This window comes from Undibacterium sp. Jales W-56 (assembly GCF_025548535.1).
GTDB lineage: Bacteria > Pseudomonadota > Gammaproteobacteria > Burkholderiales > Burkholderiaceae_D > Undibacterium.
In genome coordinates, this window is sequence record NZ_JAJLQW010000005.1 from 116754 (window position 1) to 141986 (window position 25233).

Sequence of the window (25233 nt, forward strand, 5' to 3'; positions counted from 1 at the left end):
TTCAAGACCATCACACGGAGAAACGCCACGCCCGTCAGAGTTTTGTGGCCGTGATAAAGCGAAGAAGTAATCTGTAGTCGATATAAAAAAAGCCCCGGAATTTCCGGGGCTTGTTGTTGTAATTAAAAAATTACAACAATATGCTTTCAATTAAGCAATGAATTTCCATTTAAAACTTATGGTTATATTCAGCTGTTATCTTCGCAGTCCTTGGCGATGTAACACTTATAACCTGGCCGTAAGTAGCGCGCAGAACATTACGATTATTAAAACGCTCCTCTACCTTTTGTACCGTTTGAGCATTAAATACATTAAAAATATCTAATCTAAATACTAAACCATCAAGTTGTGCTGGTTTGTAAGCAAAGTTTAGATCCAAACGGCGATCCCATTCTAAATTACCAACAGTTCCGCGGGGTGACGGTATATTGGCATTCCCTGTGGCTCCAAAGCAATAAAAATGGGCGGAGTTGTAATTCACACCATACGCTACAGCACGTGGATCAGGGTTAGGGAAGGCACCTTTACAAGAGCGAGGGCGGCCGGCTGCGAGCAATAAATTACCACCAATCGTGATTTCTTTTGTCAAATCAAAATATCCAAAAGCCTTAATTTGATGGGTACGATCATTTGGTAATTTACCATTTGCGTAGTACATGATCTCTTTGTAGTCCCAGGTTTGCGTGGTAGCTACGTCAGCTTGCCCTGTTGCTGTGTCTGAAAGCGTTTGACCCTCTGTGTTTCCCTCACTTCTTGACAGAGTATAGTTCACACGGCCATACCATCCTTTGCGATACGGATGTTCCGCAAATAAATCAATTGCGGTGTAAGTACGTTTAACTTTTTCAAAGCCCATATCCGCAGCGGTTAAATGCACTCGGGAGTATTTTTTATTGCCATTGAAATCAACCAAGAAATCGTTATCTTCACCTGGATTAAATGCAGCACCGGTAAATGCCCAATCATCTGGAACGGTAACATTATTTCGTTTAGCCCAATCTAAGAACGGACGCGAATCGCTATAGTCATCAATAGCTGATTTTAATGTCCGATAGGTAAACTTGGCCCCAAAGTTCAGATCTGGTGAAAATGCTTTTTCAAATCCGAGAGTAAGTTCGTCTTGAAAACTAGGCTTCAAATTAGTAGATGACAGTGTCAGAGGATCTTTAGCTTGCCCACGCTCGTTATTACCAGACAATACGCCAGTGATTTGTGTCAATCCGGTCGGCAATCCGTTGGCATCAGTTCCAGTGTATGTATAGTACTGGTCGGTATTCAAAGAACCATTGGCTTGGCGCAACGCGACAACAGACGGTAACTGAATAGCGTAACGACCCGCACTACCAAATACTTTCAAAGAAGAATCACCATTTACGTCCCACGCAGCAGAAAAACGTGGCGCAATCTGATTTTTCATCTCAATGAACTTGACTTTATCTTGGTTTGAGTTTGAGAACTGCTCATTTCTCAAACCGGCCGTAATCAAGATATCTTTAGTAATTTGGTATTTATCTTCGATGTATTGCGCAGATTGATCGGCATAGGCGTTTGAGACAGTAGAACTCAAATTCTTCTGCACATAATAACCCTGTGCTGCCAAGCCACCGAATGGAGTCAAAGCAGGTACCACACCGCCAGTTACGTCTGTAGGCAGATTTGGGGTCGTTGTTTTTTGATAGATCCAGGTACCACCGCCTGCAGAAGCTTGACCGGCATTCAAGGCTGAAGATTTATTATTGTCTAAACCTGCACGTAGCAAGTGGCTACCCAATTTATACTCTAAATCAAGGCGCAGAGATTTGACTGTGTCAGTAGAGCCATCAAAATTCAGAGGGCCGCTGAACGATTGTGGAGAATTATAATTAAAGCCTGGAACCTGATTATTGGCGTCTGCAGTTACCGCAAACAAATTTGCATTGTAGCCAACGGGTTGGTAGACATGCTTCACTTTACTTTGTCCATACAATGCAGTCAAAGTAAGGTTTTCAGTCAAATTGCCAACATAACGCAAAGACTGAACATCTGCACCGTTATCACCGACATTGGCATCTGGATCTGATTCTATGTGCTCAGAGGATTTTACAGTGGAGCCAACTGCGCGGGTGGTGTAGTTGTAAGAATAATAGTTATTATCATGCTTAGTTTTATCACCGAATACGGAAAGTTCTAGGCGATGATCATCTGTGATATTCCAATCGAATTTACCTAGGTAACGATCAGTTTGGTTTTTCTGTTTGATAAAGCCGTTTTGAGCCAAAGTAGTAGAGGTTCTACCTTGGAATACTCTATCACTATCATTCCGTGTTGTTTCTGCGGCGACAAACATGAAAAGTTTGTCTTTAATTATCGGACCACCTACATACCCACCATAGACTTTTTCTTCCAAAGTATTATCTTCGCGGCGGACTCGCAATGTACCGTCAGTTGCCTTTGTGTTAGCAGCCCCGATCACTGGATAATAATAATCTATCGGTTTGGAACGCATAGCCGATGGCGTAATAGAAACGGATGCACCAGTTTCCCAATTATTTGTGCCACTCTTTGTCGTTATATTGACCACGCCACCAACAGAGCGACCAAATTCAGCACCGAAGCCGCCAACTAATACTTGTGCTTGTGAAATTGCGCCAAAAGGCAGTTCTGATGCACCTAGTTGGGATAAAGGATTGGTGACCACCATACCGTTAATATAGTAAGCATTTTCAGATGCTCCACCACCAGCGAATGCCGCACCACCTGCGTAAGTAGGATCGCCACGAGTAGTATTTGGCGCCAATTGGATAATCGCATTAACGTTTTTTGCGATTGGTAACTTATCCAATTCTTTTGCGGTGAACGTCGCTCCGTTCGTAGCATTTGATACGTCGATACGGCTGCGACGCGCACTAACCTCAATTGACTGAACACCTGCATTAGCAGCTGCACCAAAATCAGGCTCGACACCTTGTCCAGCAAGTACCTCTAACTCTGCATTAGCTAAAATTGTTGAATCTTTCAACAATGTTGCCTTGTAATGACCGATAGGTAATGCGGTTGCTTGGTATTTACCAGTTGCATCAACTGTGACGGTACGTGTCAAGTTCGTGTCTGTATTTTTCAAGACAACTGTTGTAGCTGATCCAGCAACAACCTTACCATAAACAGTACCTGCCGCATTGGATTGCGCCATTACCGATGGCACAACACCTATAGACAACACACCAACACCAAATGCGACGGTCAGCGCATGCGCGACTATCGTTTTTTTAAACACAAGATTTTTCTTGGACATGTGATTTCCTAATTATGTAAATCAATAAGACGTTGCACAACATCGTGCCGATAAAACTGGTCGTCATTGCAACTTGCATGACGGGCGAACCCGCTTTCAAGCGAACACCTTCCTTACGAATACCTCTTCCAGAATCGATTTATAACACTTGCAATAAGTGTTTCTTTTGTAATTTAATGTAAATAAGATCGTTTTTTTGACCTTGTTTATGTAAATTATTCTGTCAAAAAATACTCATCTCACATGGAAACATCTCGAGTGTATTAGTGTCAACATTAGCTTTTTGCAGATTCTCAAAAAAACAACACTCATTTCGGAACTAAAAAATGACCAAATCTTTATTTGGCATTATTTTTGTACGGCGAAACAAATCATTGTTTTGTGCATGAATTCTTTTTATTCCTGATATAGCAAAATTATATTTTTGAAATTACTGAAAAATTTGAAATTAATTTGACTCACTTATTAATCATTGTTAATTTTGCCAAATTGGCAATGCATTTAACCGTGAGGTTGATAACACCACTAGTCAGTCGATGTTCTCTTTTGGTGCGAAATTTATTTTCTTTAGTTGCTATTTAGATATGATGTATTCAATCTGATTATTAGTAAAACTCTTCGATCTGTCATGCCAAATAAAAAAAGCCCCGGAACTTCCGGGGCTTTTAATTTAAGTGGATGAAACTATATCCAGTCAAACAATTTCTGTATTACCAGAATTTATATTTAGCGCGAACATAGTAGACGCGACCCAACGGGTTGGTAAAGCTAGCATCGTAACCAGTTTGGAAATTGGCAGCAGTACGTGAAGAAGGTGGATCTCTATCCAGCAAATTCTTGATGCCGAATGACAAATCTACGTTCTTAATACCTTTCCAACCCAATGTTGCATCATATGTTTCGTATGGAGAAACACTGCGGTCAGCCGGGTAGTTAGCACCAACTGCTTCTGGGTCAGTAAAGTCATGATAACCACTTGTATAGTTCTGCGTTACAGATGCAGACCATGGGCCGCGGTTATATGTGACTGTCAGCGCATGACGCCATCTTGGTGTAGGTCCGAGATCCTTGTAGGTACCGGCATCACTAACTTCTGGCGAACCTTGATATTGATAACCATGCTTTGTGTAGTAGGTGCTATCGAAGTTCATTGTGAAGTTACCAACATTCTCAACTTTAGCCTTGTAGTTCAAATTGAGATCGATACCTGCAGCAAAGTAAGCACCTGCATTTACCAAAGGCAGATTCACGTAGGCCAATGGGAAATCTTTGTTAGTACTACCTTTAATTGCGCCAGTTTGCTTACCATCATCGACCCATCCATCTGGAAATAGGGCTGGATCATAACGGTAAAAGTTATTGACGTTAGCAGCTGGGTTACCAAATACCGTATTTTCAGACACACTCAAAATAGCGTCATTAATACGGATGTTCCAGTAATCGATAGAACCGCTGAAGCTTGCTGTTGGCTGGAATACCAGACCCAGAGAATATTGCTTGGATTTCTCCGGTTTCACGTCTGTGTTACCTGAGTTGGCCGTAGGCAACTGAACGTTACATTCATCCTGGATAGCGCCAACTGGGTTCACACTATTAACTGGCACACCGTTTGGACAGCGAACTGGATCACTGAAATTACTATTAGTGTTATTGCCAGTGGTGAATGGACGCAGATTTTCATACAGAGTCGGCGCACGGAAGCCTACACCGTAGGACGCACGAGCCAGCAGTGTTTTGGTTGGCTTGTATGTAAAACCAATTTTTGGACTCAGCTTATTGAAAGACGTGCCAAAACCATTTTTGTAGCTATCGTAGCGAGCGGCGATATCGGCTTCCAGATCTTTGTAAAGAGGGATATTCGATTCAGCAAATAAACCCAATACTTTTCTGTCACCAGTTACGCCAGGAATCGGACCTGCACCGCCAACTTGATCGCCACTTGCCAACACTGGTGCGGAGAATTGATCTAAAGATTCTTGGCGATAGCTGGTACCCAAAGCCAAACCAACTGGGCCATAACTAGTTTGCGCGATTTCCTTGGAAATACGGAAATCAAATTCTTTGGAGATCGACGTGCCGTTGTTCTCAAGTTGACCTGTCAACAATGCGGTCCTCAGCGCTGCTAGACTTGTCGCATCTTGTGAACCAAAAACGTTGATTGCACCAGATCTGACAAGCGGAGTCAGCTTTGCGTAGCTGAACTGACCTTCGCCAAAAGTGATTTCAACTTTGTTTTTTGCATATGTCAATGCTGTTTCGTAATCCCATCCAGCGATGACACCTTTAGAACCGACCAGGAAGCGATCATTCGTCGCATCAGTATTATCCTGACGTCCACCGCCGGCAACGGTACGCCATGTGCCAGACATTGGCCCAACAGGCGTTACGACTACGTCGTTGGCTAACACACTACCAGCTGCCAGTGTGGAGCCATTCGCCAATTTATATGTAGTGCCTGATGGAACAACATAACCTTTAGGAATAGTGAAGCTGGTTGGATAGAATTTACCTCCTGTTGGATACGTCATATTGATCGTATATGGCGCAGGAGAATAGGTTGCGAGTGTGTTGTCCTTAGTGTGAGCAGCTTCTGCAAACACTTCATGATCATCATTGATTTTGAAAACAGCGCGTGCAACGAAGTTATCATGCGTTTGTTTTGGAATCAGATCAATGTACTTAACATAGTCAGTACCACATGCTTTTTCATTACGGATGACTAATGAAAATTCCGTGTTGTTACAGCCGTTAAAACGGTATGGGTTAACCCCTGTATATTTGTTACCCAAACTATCAGTGAAATTGAAGTTAGGCACGCCGTTACGTGGCGATGCTTTGTTGATACCTAGATCAGGACGGTTTGCTGTTGCCGCGAAAGAACGATCACGCGCTTTCAAGACATCATCATTTTCATGATTTGCGCTCAACAAGATATTGAAACCTTGTTTATTCAAATCGCCGTAACCACCAGTAACATTAAAGCTTCTTGTGTCCCCCCCTTTTTGAACAACTTTAGTTCCGTATACAGATGCTTCCAGGCCTTGGTAATCTTTTTTCAAGATAAAATTAATTACACCTGCAATCGCATCAGCGCCATACACCGCAGAAGCACCATCACGCAACACTTCAATACGCTCGATGGCAGAGAGTGGGATGGAGTTCAGATCGACTGGGCTGTTGCCGATCGCATAGTTAGCGACGCGACGACCATTCAACAGTACCAAAGTGTATTTGGAGCCAAGAGAACGCAGGTTTGCTGTGGACGGGTTACCCGTCGCACCAACGTTATTTGCTACCACGCCGCCGCCGAAGTTGCCCGGAATTAAATTTACCAAGTCTTGTGCGGTAGTTGCACCTGTACGCTCGATGTCTTCGCGCTTCATCACAGTGACTGGCAATGCAGTTTCTGATTCGACACGTTTGATCGACGAACCTGTGATTTCAATACGCTGTACAGCGTCTTGCGCCAATACTGGCTGAGCAATAATGCCCAACCCCATTGCGATTCCACTGGAAAACATTATTCTGACTGATCGAGACAGAATTTTTTCTTTTATCATTGTGTTACTCCCGAATTAGATATGGAGACTGATCTATCAAACGCATATTCTTTGTTGAGTAAAGATTTGCAAATGGTCCCAAGGTTTTTGATGACATATGAAAATTTATGTACCAAAAAAATCTTGATGGAACATGGAACCATTTCTGCAATACGACTGTCAATAAAGGCCCACTTTTCTTATACTCAAAAACAACAGGTTGGAATATGACAAATTGGGGAGATTAAAATACCTGCATTATTCTTGTGCTGTGCAAAAAAAGATAATCTAAGAGTTATATTTTTTGATACAAAAAATATTTAATTCTTTTTCTGGGGAAAATACTACATTTAATTTTTATTAATTGAATGTAAGTACCCTTATATTTTTATAAGGGCAAAACATTAATTCTATAAAGAAATGTAAGTTTTTGTTTTTACTCTCTGATTTGTTTATCTAAAAACACCGCGATCGAAAAAAATATTTTCGCGCATTGTTTTGGTGCAATTATTTATTTTTGATTCGTTAAAAAATAGTGTCTTTTCGGCTAAAAATGAAACGTTTTTTTCATCGATAAAGGCATTTACGCAATCTGCCGCCCCGCCTTCCAAACACCTAAAATTATCGGAAAATTCTCCAACATGCGAACCCGGATAAAATCCGCTCGCAAGCCAGTTGCGATAGCGCCGCGATCATGTAAACCCAATAAATTCGCTGGATTGCCTGTTACCGTTGCAACTGCTTTGGGCAGCGAGTACCCTTGGCTTTGCAGCAAGAATGCGGCGTGTAAAAGACTGGCGGGGACATAATCTGATGACAGAACGTCCAGCAAATCGCGTTTTGCGAGTGCGAGTGCGGATACATTGCCTGAGTGCGATCCGCCGCGCACGACGTTGGGCGCGCCCATGATGATCTTCAGCTTGTGTTCACGGGCGGCACTGGCGGCGTCCATCGTGGTAGGGAATTCCGACATGGTGACGCCCTCATCGACTCCTTCGGTCACGTGCTCTATGGTGGTGTCATCATGAGTTGCCAGAGGAATGGGGCGTGCTGATGCACGACATAGACGGACGACCTCGCGCCGGTTCGCGGTGGCATGTGTCTGCTGCCGTTCCAGCAAGTGATCGAGCATGCCATCGACTTTTTCATTGCTCCAGCCGCGTTTCCCGGTGACGTAGACACGGTAATGATGCATATCCGTCCATTGCCGCTGGCCTGGCGTGTGGTCCATCAATGACACCAGCTTCAAACGTTCATCGTCTAAGAACGGGCTAAACAGAGAAATCAAATTGGGTTCGGCCAGTTCGAGTCGCAAATGTAAAAAATGATCGGCGCGCAGCATGCCGGCATCAGCCGCAGTGCGCAAGCCAGCGATGCTGGCATGCAGGGACTTCATGCGCATGCTGTCAGTGTCAATATCGCCGACAGCGATCGCATCGAGGACGGTGGTGATGCCGGATGCGGCGATTTGTGCATCATGCGCCGCGATTGCGGGCAAAATCGGCCAACTCACTTTGGGGCGCGGCATCAGATGTTTTTCCAGATTATCAGTATGAATCTCAATCAGGCCGGGCAAGAGGTAATCACCGCCCCAATCTGTGCCCGCCAGTCCCTGATGATTCGATGAAACATCTTTGATGTGGTCGCCCTGGTAGGACATGCTGCCCAAGAATTCAGCATCGGCAGTAACGATTCTGGCATTGCGTATGGTGTGTATCATATTGTTCTGGTGATCGACTTACGAGGCGGTATAACAGCCAGGTGAAAAAATGACAGGGCTTTTACTGCCTGCGTAAATTTTATCAATAAATAATTTGATCAAAAGCATAGCATGCGCTCATGACACCCGAATCAGCTTCCCGCTACGCCGTATATTTTGCTCCCGCCACTACATCTCCTTGGCGGACGGCAGGTAATGTCTGGCTTGGCCGTGATTCGGAAACTGGCGCAACGGTTTTGCAAGCTAAAGTAGAGCACATTCACGCAGATAGATTCAGCGAACTTACTGCCAGTGCCCGGCGCTATGGATTTCATGCCACGATGAAAGCGCCATTCCGGCTGTCCGGCGGTTGTGGGGAGGGTGATTTGTTGGCGCAGCTTGCGCAGTTTTGTGAAAATAGAGCTCCCATCAAAATCGCCAAGCCACAAGTGCGTATGCTGGGCGATTTTTTAGCATTGCAGGTTGATGAGAAGCACACGGAAATAGCGACTCTGGCACAAGCTTGCGTCGCCTGCTTTGAGCCTATGCGTGCACCGATGAGCGCTGCTGAATTGCAGCGGCGTCGGCAACATAATTTAAGCCACAGGCAAGAGGAATTGTTGCGGCGCTGGGGCTACCCTTACACGGAAGACGCCTATCGTTTTCACATGACGCTGACGGATTCACTTGCGCAGGTCGACGCGGATACGCTGTCCCGCCTGAGTGAATCGGCAGAACGACACTTCGATATTGCGGCTCCCTTAGAAATCGATAGCCTATGTATTTTTAAGGAGAATGCACCGGGAGCTGTATTTAAGTTGTTGCATCGCTGTCTTCTTCGGCAGGTATCCAATGCTGCGGCAACCCATATTGTTTAACCTAGCCACTTATCAATTTCCGGATGCGGAAATTGCGTTGCTACAAAATTCACAAAATTCCTGACTTTGGCGGATAGAAGACGACGGCTCGGATACACCATAGAGATAGAAATGTCGCCCAGAAGAAATTCGGGAAAAAGGCGAACCAAGCGCCCGCTGCTCAGATCATCGCCCAGCATAACGGAAGCGCGCAATACCAAGCCCATGCCGGCTAGCGCGCATTCCCTGAGGACGTCGGCATTATTGGAAATCACGCAGCTATGTATCGGAATCTGCCTGGGGGACGGTGGCTCTCCGCGCTTACCTTGGACTATCCAGTTATCGCGCAAAAAATCATAACCAAAGTTTAAGCACTTATGATTCGATACATCGTCAGCGTTTTTTGGCACGCCATATTGCTTGATATAGTCTGGTGACGCGCACAATAAAATTTCTGAAGTCGCTAATTTGCGAGCGATCATACTTGCATCGATTTTTTGTAAATCCAGGAAAAATCCGATATCAAAGCCTTCTTCTACCAGATCCACATTCCGGTCGGTTACCCTCACGTCAAGCACAATATCTGGAAATTCTTTTGCAAACTTGGGTAACAAAGGCGCTAATTGTGTGCGGCTAAAACTCGGATGAGAATAAATACGCAAGGTCCCACTAGGCTTTTTGGCAGAATAGGAGGCCACGGCATCGGCATCGTCGATATCGGCCAGAATTTGTCGAACACGCTCCAGATAAATCTGCCCGGTCTCGGTCAGAGATAGTTTGCGAGTAGTCCGATTTAAGAGCCGCGTACCGAGATGCGCCTCCAGATCTGCCATATAGCGGGTGACAACTGCATTCGACATTTCCATCGCAATTGCCGCCCGGGCAAAGCTCCCTTGCTCGACGACTTTAGAAAAGATCCGCATTGATTGCAATCTGTCCATATTTCAAGCCCTTTATTGTTCCGTATTTAGCAATAGTATATTCCTGATTACCCCCTTTTTTGTTCAATCTGAAAAGCCTACACTGCCTTCATCGGTGTGCAGTGCAACATAAACTGCTCATCGAAGCCGAATCCAAAAGCGTATGGCAGTAGGCATCGGAAGTGATGGCATCTCACTTCTCATGCAAATTGCTTACACAATATGGACGCCGGCAACCGACCCTTATTGATATTTTTGGAGAATGACCATGAACACTAAACAACTTTTCGCTGCCGCTAGCCTGATCGCTTTGACTGTTGGTACTGCTTTTGCTGCGGACACTGCACCCACATCCACAAAAACCCGTGCTGAAGTCGTTGCCGAATTGGCGCAAGCACGCGCTGCTGGCGAACAAGTCGGCGGCGAAGAGTTCGCCTGGTTCGCAACGCCACAAGCAGTTATTGCTAAAACAGCGACAGAACCGAAAACTGAAACTGCAAAAGCACCAAAAGCAAAATCCAGCAGCGCGACAGAATAAATCTGGCTGCAAATGCAGCGCTATCCAGATCCAGTAAGCAAAAGATAGCACTGCAGCGATGTTCGTCAAAAAACGCCACAGATGTGGCGTTTTTTTTACTTCTAGCAACACGACAATATGTATCCGATTTACGTAAAAGTGTTCCGGCAAGACGCATCGGCGCAAACATTATGGTGGGGGCACATTGCGACTTGAGTGATAACTGTGAGCAATTTAAGTAACACATTATCATCTTGCGCAGCATTGGATCGTAGTTGACTGTGTTGTTGGATTGCGTTTGGGAATGGCCATGATGAATTGTTCACAAATTAACCAAACTTCCTTCTTGCAGCGTCAGGAACACCGTGGGGGAACGGAGAGACTGATGTCGCGCTCATTAATGGGTAATCTGGGCGGTATTGGGGCCGGAGATAAAGCGAGGTTAACTGTTTGTTATTAACTGAATGTAACTTTTCTTGTAATGATCTGCTATGACAGGCACCATCCCGCATTTGTTAATGTTCAATCGATTTGGACTTACAATGACAGACTTTATATTTACTGTTTCATGCTCCCGGTCATGATCATCATAGCTAATGACGAAAACCCCAATTTCTCCTTTTTATGCAATTCATTCTTTGTGGATGCACAGGCGCCTGATTCTTGATATGGCCAAGCGCGATGCTTTAGGTAAATATAAAGGATCCAGCTTGGGGGTATTGTGGTCATTGCTGACGCCCATCTTTATGCTCGCGATATACACTTTTGTCTTTAGTGAAATATTCCAAGCACGGTGGACTGCTACCAGTAGTTCAAAATCGGAATTCGCAATCGTTTTATTCGCGGGCATGATCATGTTTAATTTATTTGCAGAAAATGTCAATCGCGCTCCTGGGTTGATTATTGGTAACGTGAATTTTGTCAAAAAAATAGTATTTCCGCTTGAAGTCTTGGCTTGCGTCAATTTGATGTCGGCTATGTTTCACATGGTGATTAGCATACTGGTTCTGCTCGTTTTTCAGTTTGTAATTACGGGTTATATACCTCTCACATTATTATTATTGCCCCTGATTGTGCTACCTCTCGCCCTGATTTGCCTCGGTATTAGCTGGTTTCTATCCGCAATCGGGGTTTTTTTAAGAGACGTAGGGCAAACAATTGGAATTTTGGTGACAGGCTTGATGTTTCTATCGCCCGTATTTTTTCCGTTATCGGCTATTCCTGCACGCTGGCAAGTTTTTGCCAAATTGAATCCTATGGTGTTTCCAATAGAGATGGCTAGACGAGTGATTGTCTGGGGGAAACTACCCGATTGGCAAGAGCTGGCCCAATATACTGCCGCGGCATTACTGGTTGCCTGGGCAGGATTTATTTGTTTTCAAAAAACGCGCAGGGGATTTGCAGATGTCCTCTGAATTTGCAATTAGCGTCAGGAACGTCAGTAAATGCTATCAAATCTATGAAAGACCAAATGATAGATTAAAACAAGGTTTGTTCTCCCTCGCCGCACGCTTATGTCCGTTTGGTAAAGTAAGGGACTATCTGCGTTTGCGTGCTCAAAATTGTGCTAAACAATATTGGGCATTGCATGACATTAGTTTTGAATTAAAAAAGGGAGAAACCTTCGGCATTATCGGGCGTAACGGTTCGGGTAAAAGTACTTTGCTTCAGATTTTATGCGGCACATTAAATCAAACCAAAGGTGAGGTTATTGTCAACGGGCGTGTCGCCGCATTGTTAGAGCTTGGCTCTGGTTTTAATCCGGAATATACCGGCCGTGAAAATATCTATATGAATGGCCAGTTACTTGGCTTGAGTAAAAATCAGGTAGATGAGCGTATTGAGGACATCATTGCGTTTGCCGATATCGGTGATTTCATTGAGCAACCCGTCAAAACATATTCTAGCGGTATGTTTGTGCGAGTGGCGTTTGCCGTCATTGCGCACGTTGACGCGGATATTTTGGTCATTGATGAGGCGCTGGCTGTCGGCGATGCATTCTTTACTCAGAAGTGTATGCGTTTTCTCAGAAAATTCATGAAGCAAGGTTCAATTCTGTTCGTAAGCCATGATACGGTAGCAGTCAAAAGTCTTTGTGAGAGAGTAATTTGGCTTGACAAAGGATCAATGTTATTTGACGGCAGTGCTAAAGAGGCTTCCGATAAATATTTGCAAAATTTTTATGAGGCAACTCCATACGAATCAGTCGCTCAAAATACAAATATCACCGCCCTAAATCCATCAGCCAAATTACCCAGGAAAGATGCGAGGCTTGAATGGCTCAATCTTAGTAACTTGAGGAACGATATTAAGGCATTTGAGTTTGATCAGAACGTTGATCGCTATGGATCAAAAGAAGCACAAATCGAGACAATCAATTTCCTCGATACCTCAGGGACTCCGTTGACTTGGATTATAGGGGGAGAGGATATCAGATTAAAAGTTGATGCCGTATTTCACAGAGATATTTATTCGCCTATCATTGGTTTTTACGTTAAAGACCGACTGGGACAAGTTTTATTTGGCGACAATACTTATTTAACTTATCACGATCGGCCTTTGTCGGTCTCTGCAGGGCAAAAAGTAGTTGCTGAGTTTCAGTTTCTTATGCCGATCTTGTTGAAAGGTGATTATTCGGTATGCGTAGCCATTGCTGCTGGGAGTAATCAAGATCACATACCTTTAGATTGGATCAACGAAGCTGTTATTTTGAAATCAGAGTCTAGCTCTGTGGTTACAGGTCTTGTTGGTGTTCCTATGCAAAAAATTGAATTTAACGTTACCTCTAGATGAGGAGCCGTTGTTTCAGCGGATAAATGACTAATTCTCTAACACTTCCATATCGTATTACGCGCGTGCCAGAGCTGGATGGTTTGCGTGGTATTGCCATTTTGTTGGTAATGTTATTTCACATGGACATCGGAATATTTAATGGGGGATTTATTGGAGTGGATATATTTTTTGTGTTGAGTGGATTTTTGATCACTAGTTTATTACTCAAAGAACGCTCTGAGTCATCCGGAAATAATTTGCAATTATTCTATTTCCGTCGATTTTTACGATTAGTTCCAGGATATTTGTTGTTATTGCTGATCTATGTGCTTGTAAATCAATTTTATTTCACTGGAGACGAACGCAGATCGCATGTGATAGATGCAGCAATCAGTTTAGCCTGGCTTTCTAATTGGGCACGTGCATTTGGAGTACACCCTCCATCTTATCTTGGGCATACATGGTCATTGTCTGTAGAGGCACAATTTTATTTTATTTGGCCAATCTTACTCGGATTGATTGCGAACATTGCGAAACCGTCTCGTAACTTGGCAAAAATTATTTTGTTATTTGTATTGTGTATTTATGCGATTCGGGTGTACTTCATTGTAAGTGGTGCGACGGTTGATCGCCTCTACAATGGGCTTGATACGCGAGCAGATGCTTTGTTAGTAGGGTGCTGTCTTTCTGCCCATCTTTCTAGCCAACAGTTCGAAAAAACTAAGATGCGCATATATGAACTCATGAATATATTGTTACCAGTTAGCGTTCTCTATCTTACCTCTGCTTGCATCTTATTAAGTTGGATGGATTTATCGCTATATTATTACCACATGCTCCTTATTGAAATATCGGTGGCAATATTGATCGTGGCTATCTTTTTGCAGAAAAGTGAACTGCTAAGAAAAATCCTTACCAACCCTGTACTAGTTTGGATCGGCAGTATTTCTTATGGCCTATACCTGTGGCATTACCCTGTTTACGCATTTTTACGGACGATGGGTTATGGTCAGACTTCTGTCGTTTTAGCAGGATCCGGTCTGACATTTTTGGCGGCATTTCTCTCTTTTAGGTACATAGAAAAGCCCTTGATTCTATGGGGTGCAAAGAGTGAATTTACTTCTAGAGAGACGGCCCATTTGTCTTAACCATTAGTCCTAATAGCAGGTTTCGTACTATTTCCTATTTGATCGATATAAATCTACAGTTTTATAGCATTAGGAAAAGTTTTAAATGATATGAAGTCACCAAAAGTTTGAGGAAAAGATTGCATAATCTGATTGTTAAAAAAATTATGGAGGGAATTCAGCTCGTATGGCGAATTTTTCCACTTGCCAGATTGACTAAAGACCGGATTCGCGACGAGCTAGCAATCTGCATGCCTCAGTTTTTTAATAACTATCGAGATAGCGTAGTTCCTGCACTTGCCATTAATCACTTTGAACAATATGTTGAGGCATTGAGAACAGGTTCTCAACAATTATGGGTAAATAATTCGTCTACAAATATTGTATTCGACGTAAAAAAAACGAAAATTAATTCCACCATTATTTGGATAGATGTTTGCACATTTGGCAATATAAATAATGATGATAATGTGAGTAATCTAATTAGATTCTGGGAAAAAATTTCAACGCTTACACAAAATGGAATCGATAGCTTTTGTTTTTGTATTCCAGACCAAGGTGTCGAAGATTTTTTGAATGCATTGAGCGATTATTTATGCAAATTTTCTGGCGCTGAGTTTAATTTTTGTTTTGCTTTTTCTAATATCCGGCAGATTCTTGACACGTCGGATACGTGTCTATCCCGAGCACAAATTCTCTTGATTAGCCATTTAAAAAGTAAACGGTATGTTTGCGTGGATGATAAGCCGTTGCTGATAATTGGTCATGACGTTAATAAAGAATTTACATCGGAATTGATAGATAGTTGGCGGAAGTGGGGGGGGCAAAATAATCTGAGGGAATTATTCTTAATCGGGCATCAAAATCTGACATTTACTTTTGATCGAGAGCACGGGTTTAATGCTTTGCTTACTCAACGTAAGATAGAAAGCAATATTGATCCTTTAAAAAAAGAGATAGATCCTTTTTTTGACACGATATACGATGCTCGACACTTCGACCTGCCTTTGGATTTTTTGTTAGATGGGGCAATGGATTCAAATTTATGCATAGACATGTCTGAAATCAAATTGCCTGACAGTCTTCAGCCACTAGAACAACAATTATTGAGCACCTTTATATTGCAGGCGCATTTGTCAGCGTTAGCAATTTCTATTGAGCGCGAACAATTGCAAACAAAAAAACATCTTAATTTCGTCAAGATTCCGCAACTAATTAATTGTGATGATGAAAATTTTAACGTCATATCATCGAAGATTTTTCCAGAAACAATACGTATGGCGAATGTCCGTGCACAATCAACGTTACTAAATATTGGTCAGAGTGATGCTGGAAGATTGGCCATTGTTATTCACGCGTTTTATCCAGATGTACTGCTCGAAATATTGACGTATATAGAAAATATTAAGTCGTATGACGTAAAGCTTTATGTGACAACTGTTCCAGAGAATGAAGCAACTATAAAAAATATATTAATAAGAAATGAATATCCTTATGTTTTACGCGTATATGAAAATAGGGGGCGAGATATTCTCCCGTTCTTGAAAATCATGCCAGAGGTTATCGCTGCAGGCCATAGATTCTTTGTGAAAACGCATACAAAGAAATCGTTACATAGACTTGACGGAATAAAATGGCGTCGTGATTTATTTGAAAAAACATTGTCCGCCAGCGCTATTAATAATGCAATTACATGGATGCAGGGACATATAGAAACTGGTTTGGTTGCACCGGATGGACACTTGCTCCCTATGCATCAGTATTGGGGAAATAACGTTGTCCGAGTCGTTGCGTTGGGAGCCAGAATGGGTGTTTCTCCCCGAGATATTAATAATATGAATTTCGTGGCTGGTAGTATGTTTGTGGCTAGGGTTGATGCGATGCTTCCCCTTCTCACTTTGTCACTTCAGTCGGATGATTTCGAGACAGAACATGGTCAAGTGGATGGCACTCTAGCTCATGCAATAGAGCGTTTGTTTTCAGTCAGTCTACATGCAATGAATTTATCAATTTATTGCTCTGATATGAAAATGGTCGACCAATATCAGTTTGCCGCATGACGGTGCGCTCAATAATTTAATTAAATTAATAAAAAATGAATCGATATCAATATGAATTTGATGCTAAATCCGACAGTATTGCGGCACGGATAGTGCGCCTGGTTGGATATGACAAGCGCGTATTGGAACTGGGATGTGCTTCAGGCCATATGGCTCAAGTATTTGCTGCCAACGGATGCCAAGTAATTGGTATCGAAATGGATGCGGACGCTGCCGAGCAAGCACGCAAAGTCTGCCTGGCAGTATATGAGGTGAATCTTGATGACCGAGATTGGGTCCAGGTATTATCTGGTCAAGAAAAATTTGATGTGGTAGTAGTTGCAGATGTTTTAGAACATTTACGTAATCCGCGCGCTTGCATTGCAAACGTAAGGCGCTTGCTGACTGACGATGGAATTGTCATTATTTCGACTCCGAATATCGCTCATGGAGGAGTCATTGCTGGATTAATGCAAGGTAATTTCCAATACCGTGAGACAGGTTTGCTAGACCGGACACATATTCATTTTTTTACAAAGAATAGTTTGCGTGAGGCTCTTGAAGAAGAAGGGTTTGCAATCAATCATTTTGATAGTGTCGAAGCCGGTGTTGATCATCTTGAGTTCTCTGAACAATGGGCAATGCTGCCGTCTTCTGTCAGAGAGCTGGTTCGACGGCTCCCAGACGCGATGGCATTCCAGTTCATCGTCACGGCCAGTAAAGTAAATAATAGTATTAGTGCGCAGGAATTGCGCGAGACACATCGTCAGCTTGAACGTGTGAAGTCGTCAATACAGACGATTGAGAATGAGGCTGCGCATCATATTTCTCATTTGCGTCAGCATGTTGAAGAATTGACGGGTGCTGTAAAGTTCTTAGAGGCACAGCGTCACGCGAATGAATTACAAATTGCCGAATTAGAAAGAGTTCAAGCATCAGAGCGTCACGCGAATGAGTCACAAATTGCCGAATTAGAAAGAGTTCAAGCATTACAGCTAGAAAGTTTGGCGCTTAAATCTCATGTTATAGCTCAGAGAGAAAACGAGATCCAACAAGCTCAGCAAGTCATTCAACAAATTTATAATTCTTCTAGTTGGAAGTTAATGGCACCAGTGCGTAAACTGTCAGGCCTATTACCAGCACGATTGAAAAAAATATTACATCTCTTGATTCATCGTTTTTATATTGCGGGAAAACTGATTGCTGCACACCCTATCAAAGGGTGGGCAGAAGTATTTAAGGCAATTTCCAAAAACGTTTCGCCCCCACCTATCGTACCAAGCCCTCATTTTGCCCCTCCAACCGATGACTTTTGTGTTGAAGTACCATTTTTCTATGATACAGGAAAACATTTACAACCTAGTCTGATGGTCATCTGCCACATGTATTACACGGATCTGGCACAGGAGTTTAAAGAATATTTTTTAAATATACCCTACCAATTCGATTTATACATTACGACAGACTCTGATCAGAAAAAACAAGAAATTGAGACTGCATTTGCTGACTGGAATAAAGGCAAATTGGAAGTTAGGTTAGCAAAAAATAGAGGGCGTGATATTGCTCCTAAACTTATAACGTGTAACGATCTCTACTCGCAGTACGAATTTGTTTTACACGTACATACGAAGAAATCTCCACATCGGGGAAACGACAATGGTTGGAGAGAATTTCTGCTCAATACTTTACTTGGCAGCTCCCAAATTGTCGAAAGCGTTTTTGAGGCGTTCAGTCTGAATCCTCTGCTGGGGATGATTGCTCCTCAGCATTTGGACGATGTTCGCCCTTACGTTGGCTGGGGATGGAATTTTGAACATGCGCAGAATTTCGCACATCGTATGGGAATCAGCATATCCCTAGATGGTGTTGTCGATTTCCCTTCAGGCTCAATGTTTTGGGCGCGAACGGCAGCATTACGTCCATTGTTAGATCTCCAGTTGAATTTCCGTGACTTTCCTGAGGAATCGGGCCAAATAGATGGGACGTTGGGTCATGTAATTGAAAGAATGTATTTTCTCGTAACCGAGAAAGCAGGATTTAGCTGGCTGAAGATAGCACTACCATCGACTCATGAGAATGGATTAGAGCGGATAACGAGGATTGAAAACCAGCAAGATTTGCGAGATTTTTTAGAGAATGATTTAGATTTTTTATTGGACTCTCAAAACATAGTGAATCCATATAAGAGACCAAAAACAGCGACACAACAAAACACGAAAAAACTCAATAAGAGAGAGCGGATTTATCAAAGAGCATATGAGCGCTCATCCTATAAAGGCATGATGGATTTCACGACATTTGTCAAAGAGATTAATTATTTGACTGAAGGCAAAAAAAGTAGCATTGATTTTAACGAAAAATTCTATCTTAAGGCCAATCAGGAAGTTGCCCAACAAGTAAATCTGGGCATGATCCCATCTGGTTATATACACTTTTGTGTGACGGGACAATTTGATAGAAATATCATATGGAGTGATTGCCAGCTTGAGCGTCGTTTTTTTATGGCACCAAAGCTTGCAGAGGGATTCATAAGTCCGGTAAATTTACGAGCTATTCCAGCATATCAGCCTGATTTAACGTATTTGCCGATGGGTAGTAAACCCTTTTTATTAATTTTCTTTTCTCATCTTCAGGACGACTTATTTTTTGCTGGCTACACAGAATTTTTCAAGGATTTCAAACCCATTATTGATCAATTTCCACGTGTTGTAATTTCTGTAGCTGCTCCGAATTTTAATAAAAAATTAGCGAACCGATATGCCGAGCATATCGAGGTAATTAACGATAACGAATTAAAGAAACTAGAAAATAAGCCAGATTTGATCGTTTGTTTTAACAGTGAATTATTTTTTAAAGCAAAGAATATTTTTAACGATCTCGATCGAACAATTTATTATTGCCAGGACTTTGAAGCAGGATTTTTTCCTCTAGGTACTACCTATGTTCGAGCAGAAATGGCAATTACTCATTCTAAGAACATTATTATTTCGAGCAATATTCTTGTTAATTATTTTAAAAAATACAATCTTCTTGACCCGAGGCAAAATGTTTACATTACGACTCCAAAAATAGAACTCGTGCATGTTTTACCGGGAAAGAGTAAACGGTTATTTTTTTACTTCCGCCCAGAGAGTTTTAACAGCAGAAACTTGCCTGAACTATTGATGGAGGCTGCAGAGCAATTTTGTAAAAAATATTCCGGTTATGAATTGTATTTACTAGGTTCCGTTGATACTTGTTACTCATATGCCATTAATGGGAATTCGATATTTGTAATATCAAAATTACCGAAAGACGAATACTCAAAACTTTTGTCGACTTGCGATGTGGCAATTTCTATGATTTATTCTGCGCATCCTGGGGTGATCGCATTTCAGACAGCGGCCTCCGGAATTCCTACGGTTACCAATACTTTTGATAATCGTGACGCAGATTTATTGAAGCAAATTTCTGACAATATTGTGCCTTATGATCCCGTAAAAGATAACTTGTTGGATAGTATTGAATTAGCATTGGCCATGCCTAAAGGCACTCCGTCTTTCAGAGGACATTTATACTCTGTGGACAATCCACACACATTCCCTGATTTCATTGAAAAAATTATGAAGAATTGACATGACAAAGACCGGCTCAAATGCCATTTGAGCCGCCTCAATCAAGGAGTGATATTTCAATTAAAACGTGAATCTTGTGATTGGAATATTTTTGTTATTTGGCAGAGTTAGCACTGCATTACGTTTATCAGAGAAGCGGATGATGACTCGCCCGGCATTTGCAGCAACAACAATAGCAGGTTTATAGCTCCCGGTCAGTGTTTGACCATTGCCATATTGCTGCCAAACACCTTCATAAGTCGCTGCATCCGTCATTTTCATTGGACCTGATGCATACCAGATTGGATTTCCTAAATTGTCATACATATAGCCCGCTAAGAACATATTTCCATTTTGGATTTCAACGGAGAATCCTCTGCCGCCCTCATCAGGATTCCACCACCACCCTGCCTCTGGTGTGTTTGCCGGCACTTCTGCATTAACGCCACCTGGTACTATGTTAAATCGTTCGATTGAAATAGTTCCCCCTGGCCACATTAAAGTGCCGTGAGTGTTGTCAGAAAAAGTGATAGTCAGATTACCTTGACTACCATTAATAAGACTTGCCGTTTTGTAATTGCCAGTCAGGGTTTGGCCGCCCTGATATGCAATCAGATTTCCGATATACACCGAATCTGATGTCATTGCCGTTGGACCAGATGCATACCAGGTAGCCCTCCCTGTCTGATCATAAAGATATCCGGCAAAGAACATCTTGTTATTGGCTATTTCAATCGTAAATCCTCTGCCACCTTCAGTGGGATTCCACCACCAGCCGGTCTGCGGTATGGGTTTTGTTGTCAGGTATTGTTTGATACTTGGATAGGCCAGATCCAAACGAGAAAAATAATCCGCGTTAGTCGGCGTTTCGCACGCAGATGATCCTGCGTATAAAGCGCCGCGCAAAACGTAATATCCTGCGCTGAACGTGAATAGTCCGGAGCCGCTGCTGCCGGGCTCGGTGATACCTGTTTGCCACTTGACCGGTATATACAGGCCTTTGTCATTGACAATGGTGAAATTCGCATCAGTAGTTCCCGTGCTTATTTTTTTTATGTCTCCACGAGGATGGTGAATGCCAATCACATTCTGCGGTGTAATGGTGTTCGCATCCCAGCCAGCGTAGTTCGCATTTGCGGGAGGGGCATCATTTAATTTCAATAATAAGAAATCGTCTTGCACGCTGTTATAGAGCAGAGTTGCCCCATTAAAAAGCTGGACTACCTGCTTTAATCCACCGCCACAACTGGCAGCTTCGTAGAACCAATAAGTATTAAGCGTACTGGCAGTTTGCTGATCGGATATGCAGTGATTCGCCGAGAAAAAAAGTGGATCTTTTGCCGTATTATTGAGCAAGGTGCCAGTGCACAGGTAAGAACTGCCATCGATCTTTGTGTAGATCATTTTTGCGATACTATTGCCCGCGGCCGATAATGCCGGGGAGGGCGAGCTGACGCAGGCCAAGTCTACTTCGCAATACGATGCGCCTTTTTCAGCAGCGCTGACACTGCGCTGACTGGATGGGGTGCTGACCAGGTGCGATATGTTGGCGATATGAAAATCCAGATCCGCGGAGCGTGCCCCAGCAGGCAAAAATATTTCCAGCGTCGCAGTGTCACCATCCAAAGCAGGCGACCAATAAGTTTGATTGATCTGAATTTGACCTGCCACAATCGGGCCAACGACTTTGTTTGGGTCGTCCGAACCGACAAACCGAATTTCCATTCCATTTGGCATCTGTGTCACCACCATCCCAATGCGGACTGCGGCTGCATTGGTCGAGGTCACACTGAGACTTGCAACCTGCCCGCCATTTGGCAGGGGTGTCCAGCGCAATTGCCATGAGTTGGAGGATTGATCCAGATGATTCGTTAAAGCACGGCTAAAACCTATTTGATGCTGGCGTTCGCGTATTCCCAAAGCAGATGTTTTCATCGTGGCAGCCTCTGCCTGACTTGGACGACCTAAGGAAATTTTTGTGATGCCTGGGGTGAGAGGTAATTTCAACGTATTAAGCAATGCCGATTTTTCTGGCACTGTACTCAATACCGGTGCCGGTGGCATTGATCGTATTTCGTCAGCGTGAATGGGCGAATCAGATTTTGTACTTGCAGTATCAATTCTCTCAATTTGAGCGCCATTTTTCCCCCCACATCCAAGCAAGAATAGAGAACTAAGGGCGATAACAAAAAATAAAGGGAAAGATTTTTTTTTCATTTTGATTCACAAGCGAATGACGACTTATTACATTGATTCGATTTGATATAGGACTTGGGCAAAACAGCAAACTGCTTGCCATGCTCTGCATTGAACCCGCAATCTAGATGCGGCTTTCCAGGCCATTTCGCGCCAACAGGCGCATCCAGCTTGCGGGTTCGTTTAATATCGGCAAAAGCTGATCGTCATTTAGATATTCGTTTGATTACGCCAGCCATGCCTTCATTGCTTAAAATTTCCCAGGCGCGTTTGCCGACCCGCCTGCGATGGTCGGCGTTGAGCAAGGCTTGCAGCATATGTGCCGTCATTAATCCCAGGCTCAATTTAGATTGACTGACGCCCGCTTGAAAACCTGGTGTAAGGATTTGATTCAATCTGAAGGTTTCCATTTTCGCGGTAGTTTGATCAAACAATTTGGGGTATTCTGATTTGCCCTGAACTTCCAGCCAAGTCTTAAAATTATCTAATCCGGGGGCATACGGATCGGGAAATTTTTTTTGCAAATCTATCCGCTCGCGGTAGATCAGCCGTGCTTCTGGACTAATCTTGGTCCCGTCTGAATAACTGCCGAAACGCCATGACACCTGACTTAGCGGATCCGCATCCACATTTGCTGTAGCGGCGCTATACCAATCAACCAGTTCGGCAACGGTTTTGTTTCCGGTAGCGTTTCTCTTGGACATAATAATATGTGCGCCACTATCAAATCCGGTGAAATGGTAAAACCCCAACGGATCACCATTGACCAATACCTGGTCTGGCGCCGTGCCGCTCAATTCCCGGGTCGTCAGATTCCAGGGGGCGACGTTCAGTCTTGGGGATCGTAAAATGCAGACGCCTTCAAAAAATGCCGGTGCCAGATCGATCCAGCGTTGATCGGTGAATAATCCATTGGGAATATCGGCGCGGCAAAAATAATACAAGCGTTCTGCCCACCAGGCCGCGAAGGCCCGGCCAATATCAGTAGAATTAACCGCAAAAAATCCTAAGTTATAGATGCCATGTTTAAGGCTGCAGATTTCATTGTCTATCACCGCAGCGACAGAGGATTCGGGGTGAAGCTGATGCGGAGTCAGGGCTAAGTTCGATTCTTCAAGAGCGGTCATGACTTCATCCAGTCGCGAGAATAAAACCGTGTCCGGATCGAGGTAAATAACACTGGCGCAATCATCGCGATCCAGCAGCTTTTTCAACATGAACGGCTTAATTGCCGTCGATAATTCAACTATATTGTGGCAAAACGACCATCCTGAAAAATCGGGTATACCCAAGCTGTCGGCAGGATGAATTTCATCAAATGGTTCTTGCGATAAATCTATTCCGGCTGGGATTTGATCGGACAATGCGAGGTGGATTGCCCATTCTGGATGCCAGTGCTTAATCGATTGAATCAATACCCTTACTTTCGGAATGTAATTACATGCAGCGCTGGTAAAGACGTGTACTTTCTTCATGCAACCGCGCTCATCCATATAACTTCCTTCTTTTGTAAAACTGTTTGATGCCAGAATCGTTCTAACTCATCTAATACTGCCGCCGGCTGCATCGAACTAAGCACCAAACCCTTTTCGTAAGTTTTTGCCAGATCCGCGGGCGCTCCAAAATTAAAGCAGGCAAATGGGACGCCCATGTCCACCAGTTCATGGGATACATAGGAAAATGTTTCTGCCCAAATCGATGGCAACAAAAACACATTGGCGCCAGAGCCCTGGATGATGCTACTCAATTGTTTCGGCTGATAGGGCCCGGTTACGTTGACGATATGGCCCGGTACTCTTGCCTCAAGCGTGCCAATGACGGTGATTTTTATGCTGGAATGACGTTTTTGAATTTCGCGTGCTAAAGCGTTGATGATTTCAGCGCCTTTATGTTTGCCGATCAAGCCAACCACACCGATGTGCAATTCCTCCGTGGGCGTAACTGAAACCTTACTGACGGCCGTGTGGAGAGTGTGCGGTTGTACGCGCCATTTACTTTGATCCAGATCGGGATAAGCGCGCTGAAGTAAGCGTTGGGACGCTTCAGAAAACAATCTTACATCGTCTGCTGCACAAAGTAATTCCGACCAGGTACTACGCCATTGTCGAATATCTCTGACACTGCTGACAGAAACGAATCCGTCAGTATGCGCATTCAGGCAGCGAGCGCACTCGGTTTCATCCGGCACACCGCAAAATGTACCCTTGTCATTAATAAGAAAATGGCTGGGACAAATAGCAAAATAATCGTGCACAACAACTTGCAATTCGCAATGCACATGTTTGCGTAATGTGACCAGCATCCTTACCACGTTCAACGGCTGTCTGAATGAGACCGCGCAGTTGTACAAAATATGCTGGATTTTTGCATGACCGAGCAAATAGACAAATGCCTCAACAGACGCAATGGAATAACGTACTGACGAGACGCCATCGTAAAATTCAACAAAGTATTGCAGGCTTGCTATATGAAAGCCCAGCATCAATACGTTTTCACCTTGCGCTATGCGTTCCGCAATATGTTTGTGACGATAGATGCTGGCCCCGCCGCCCATATCCTGATCGATGACAATGGCACATGGGCGTATCTGAAGTTGCTGGATCAGTTTCTTCCAGATACTTGAATCAAGCGCTTGCGGCCGCCCCGTGTTGTAGCGCAAAACCTTGTGCAGTAATGCCTTAGGGCCCGAGCTTCTTAACAGAA

14 protein-coding genes are annotated in these 25233 nt (G+C 43.4%); 7 read left to right on the forward strand and 7 right to left on the reverse strand.

Annotation, left to right across the window (positions count from 1 at the left end):
- Positions 1-169 precede the first annotated feature (169 nt).
- The 3 genes from LPB67_RS14160 to LPB67_RS14170 all read right to left on the reverse strand — a co-directional run bounded on the left by LPB67_RS14160 (position 170) and on the right by LPB67_RS14170 (position 8530).
- Positions 170-3271 carry a TonB-dependent receptor gene (locus LPB67_RS14160; RefSeq protein ID WP_262837924.1) on the reverse strand — a complete coding sequence of 1034 codons (3102 nt, stop codon included), beginning with the start codon at positions 3269-3271 and terminating at the stop codon, positions 170-172.
- A gap of 710 nt (positions 3272-3981) precedes the next feature.
- Positions 3982-6831 (reverse strand): TonB-dependent receptor plug domain-containing protein, encoded by a 2850-nt coding sequence (locus LPB67_RS14165; protein WP_262837925.1) that lies wholly within the window; start codon positions 6829-6831, stop codon positions 3982-3984.
- Positions 6832-7393: 562 nt separating this feature from the next.
- Entirely contained in the window at positions 7394-8530 is a 1137-nt protein-coding gene (locus LPB67_RS14170) for an alpha-D-ribose 1-methylphosphonate 5-triphosphate diphosphatase (RefSeq protein WP_262837926.1), read from the reverse strand.
- 119 nt (positions 8531-8649) lie between these two features.
- Between LPB67_RS14170 and LPB67_RS14175 the strand changes: the two genes are divergently transcribed.
- Entirely contained in the window at positions 8650-9387 is a 738-nt protein-coding gene (locus LPB67_RS14175) for a DUF1045 domain-containing protein (RefSeq protein ID WP_262837927.1), read from the forward strand.
- On the opposite strand, the gene LPB67_RS14180 is transcribed toward LPB67_RS14175, so the two are convergent.
- The gene (locus LPB67_RS14180) at positions 9384-10307 is read right to left on the reverse strand and encodes a LysR family transcriptional regulator (protein ID WP_262837928.1); all 924 of its coding nucleotides are present in this window, start codon (positions 10305-10307) and stop codon (positions 9384-9386) included. The two genes, LPB67_RS14175 and LPB67_RS14180, sit on opposite strands and share 4 nt — an antisense overlap.
- A 247-nt stretch (positions 10308-10554) precedes the next feature.
- On the opposite strand from LPB67_RS14180, the gene LPB67_RS14185 reads away from it, so the two are divergent.
- The 6 genes from LPB67_RS14185 to LPB67_RS14210 all read left to right on the forward strand — a co-directional run bounded on the left by LPB67_RS14185 (position 10555) and on the right by LPB67_RS14210 (position 20355).
- The gene (locus LPB67_RS14185; RefSeq protein WP_262837929.1) at positions 10555-10824 is read left to right on the forward strand and encodes a DUF4148 domain-containing protein; all 270 of its coding nucleotides are present in this window, start codon (positions 10555-10557) and stop codon (positions 10822-10824) included.
- 575 nt (positions 10825-11399) lie between these two features.
- Entirely contained in the window at positions 11400-12218 is an 819-nt protein-coding gene (locus LPB67_RS14190) for an ABC transporter permease (RefSeq protein ID WP_262837930.1), read from the forward strand.
- On the forward strand, positions 12208-13596 hold the full coding sequence (locus LPB67_RS14195; protein WP_262837931.1) for an ABC transporter ATP-binding protein: 1389 nt from the start codon (positions 12208-12210) through the stop codon (positions 13594-13596). The genes LPB67_RS14190 and LPB67_RS14195 overlap by 11 nt, the downstream gene beginning before the upstream one ends.
- Positions 13597-13619: 23 nt before the next feature.
- Positions 13620-14723 (forward strand): acyltransferase family protein, encoded by a 1104-nt coding sequence (locus tag LPB67_RS14200; protein WP_262837932.1) that lies wholly within the window; start codon positions 13620-13622, stop codon positions 14721-14723.
- A gap of 119 nt (positions 14724-14842) precedes the next feature.
- Positions 14843-16762, forward strand: a complete 1920-nt coding sequence (locus LPB67_RS14205) for a rhamnan synthesis F family protein (protein WP_262837933.1) — start codon at positions 14843-14845, stop codon at positions 16760-16762.
- 35 nt (positions 16763-16797) lie between these two features.
- Positions 16798-20355, forward strand: coding sequence for a rhamnan synthesis F family protein (locus LPB67_RS14210; RefSeq protein ID WP_262837934.1), 3558 nt, complete (start codon positions 16798-16800; stop codon positions 20353-20355).
- 60 nt (positions 20356-20415) lie between these two features.
- Here LPB67_RS14210 and LPB67_RS14215 read toward each other — a convergent pair whose 3' ends face one another.
- The 3 genes from LPB67_RS14215 to LPB67_RS14225 form a co-directional block, all read right to left on the reverse strand.
- Complete coding sequence (locus LPB67_RS14215; RefSeq protein WP_262837935.1) at positions 20416-22551, reverse strand: trypsin-like serine peptidase; 2136 nt, start codon at positions 22549-22551, stop codon at positions 20416-20418.
- A gap of 185 nt (positions 22552-22736) precedes the next feature.
- On the reverse strand, positions 22737-24023 hold the full coding sequence (locus LPB67_RS14220; RefSeq protein ID WP_262837936.1) for a glycosyl transferase: 1287 nt from the start codon (positions 24021-24023) through the stop codon (positions 22737-22739).
- Entirely contained in the window at positions 24002-25189 is a 1188-nt protein-coding gene (locus tag LPB67_RS14225) for a glycosyltransferase (RefSeq protein WP_262837937.1), read from the reverse strand. Before LPB67_RS14225 ends, LPB67_RS14220 begins: the two co-directional genes overlap by 22 nt.
- Positions 25190-25233 lie beyond the last annotated feature (44 nt).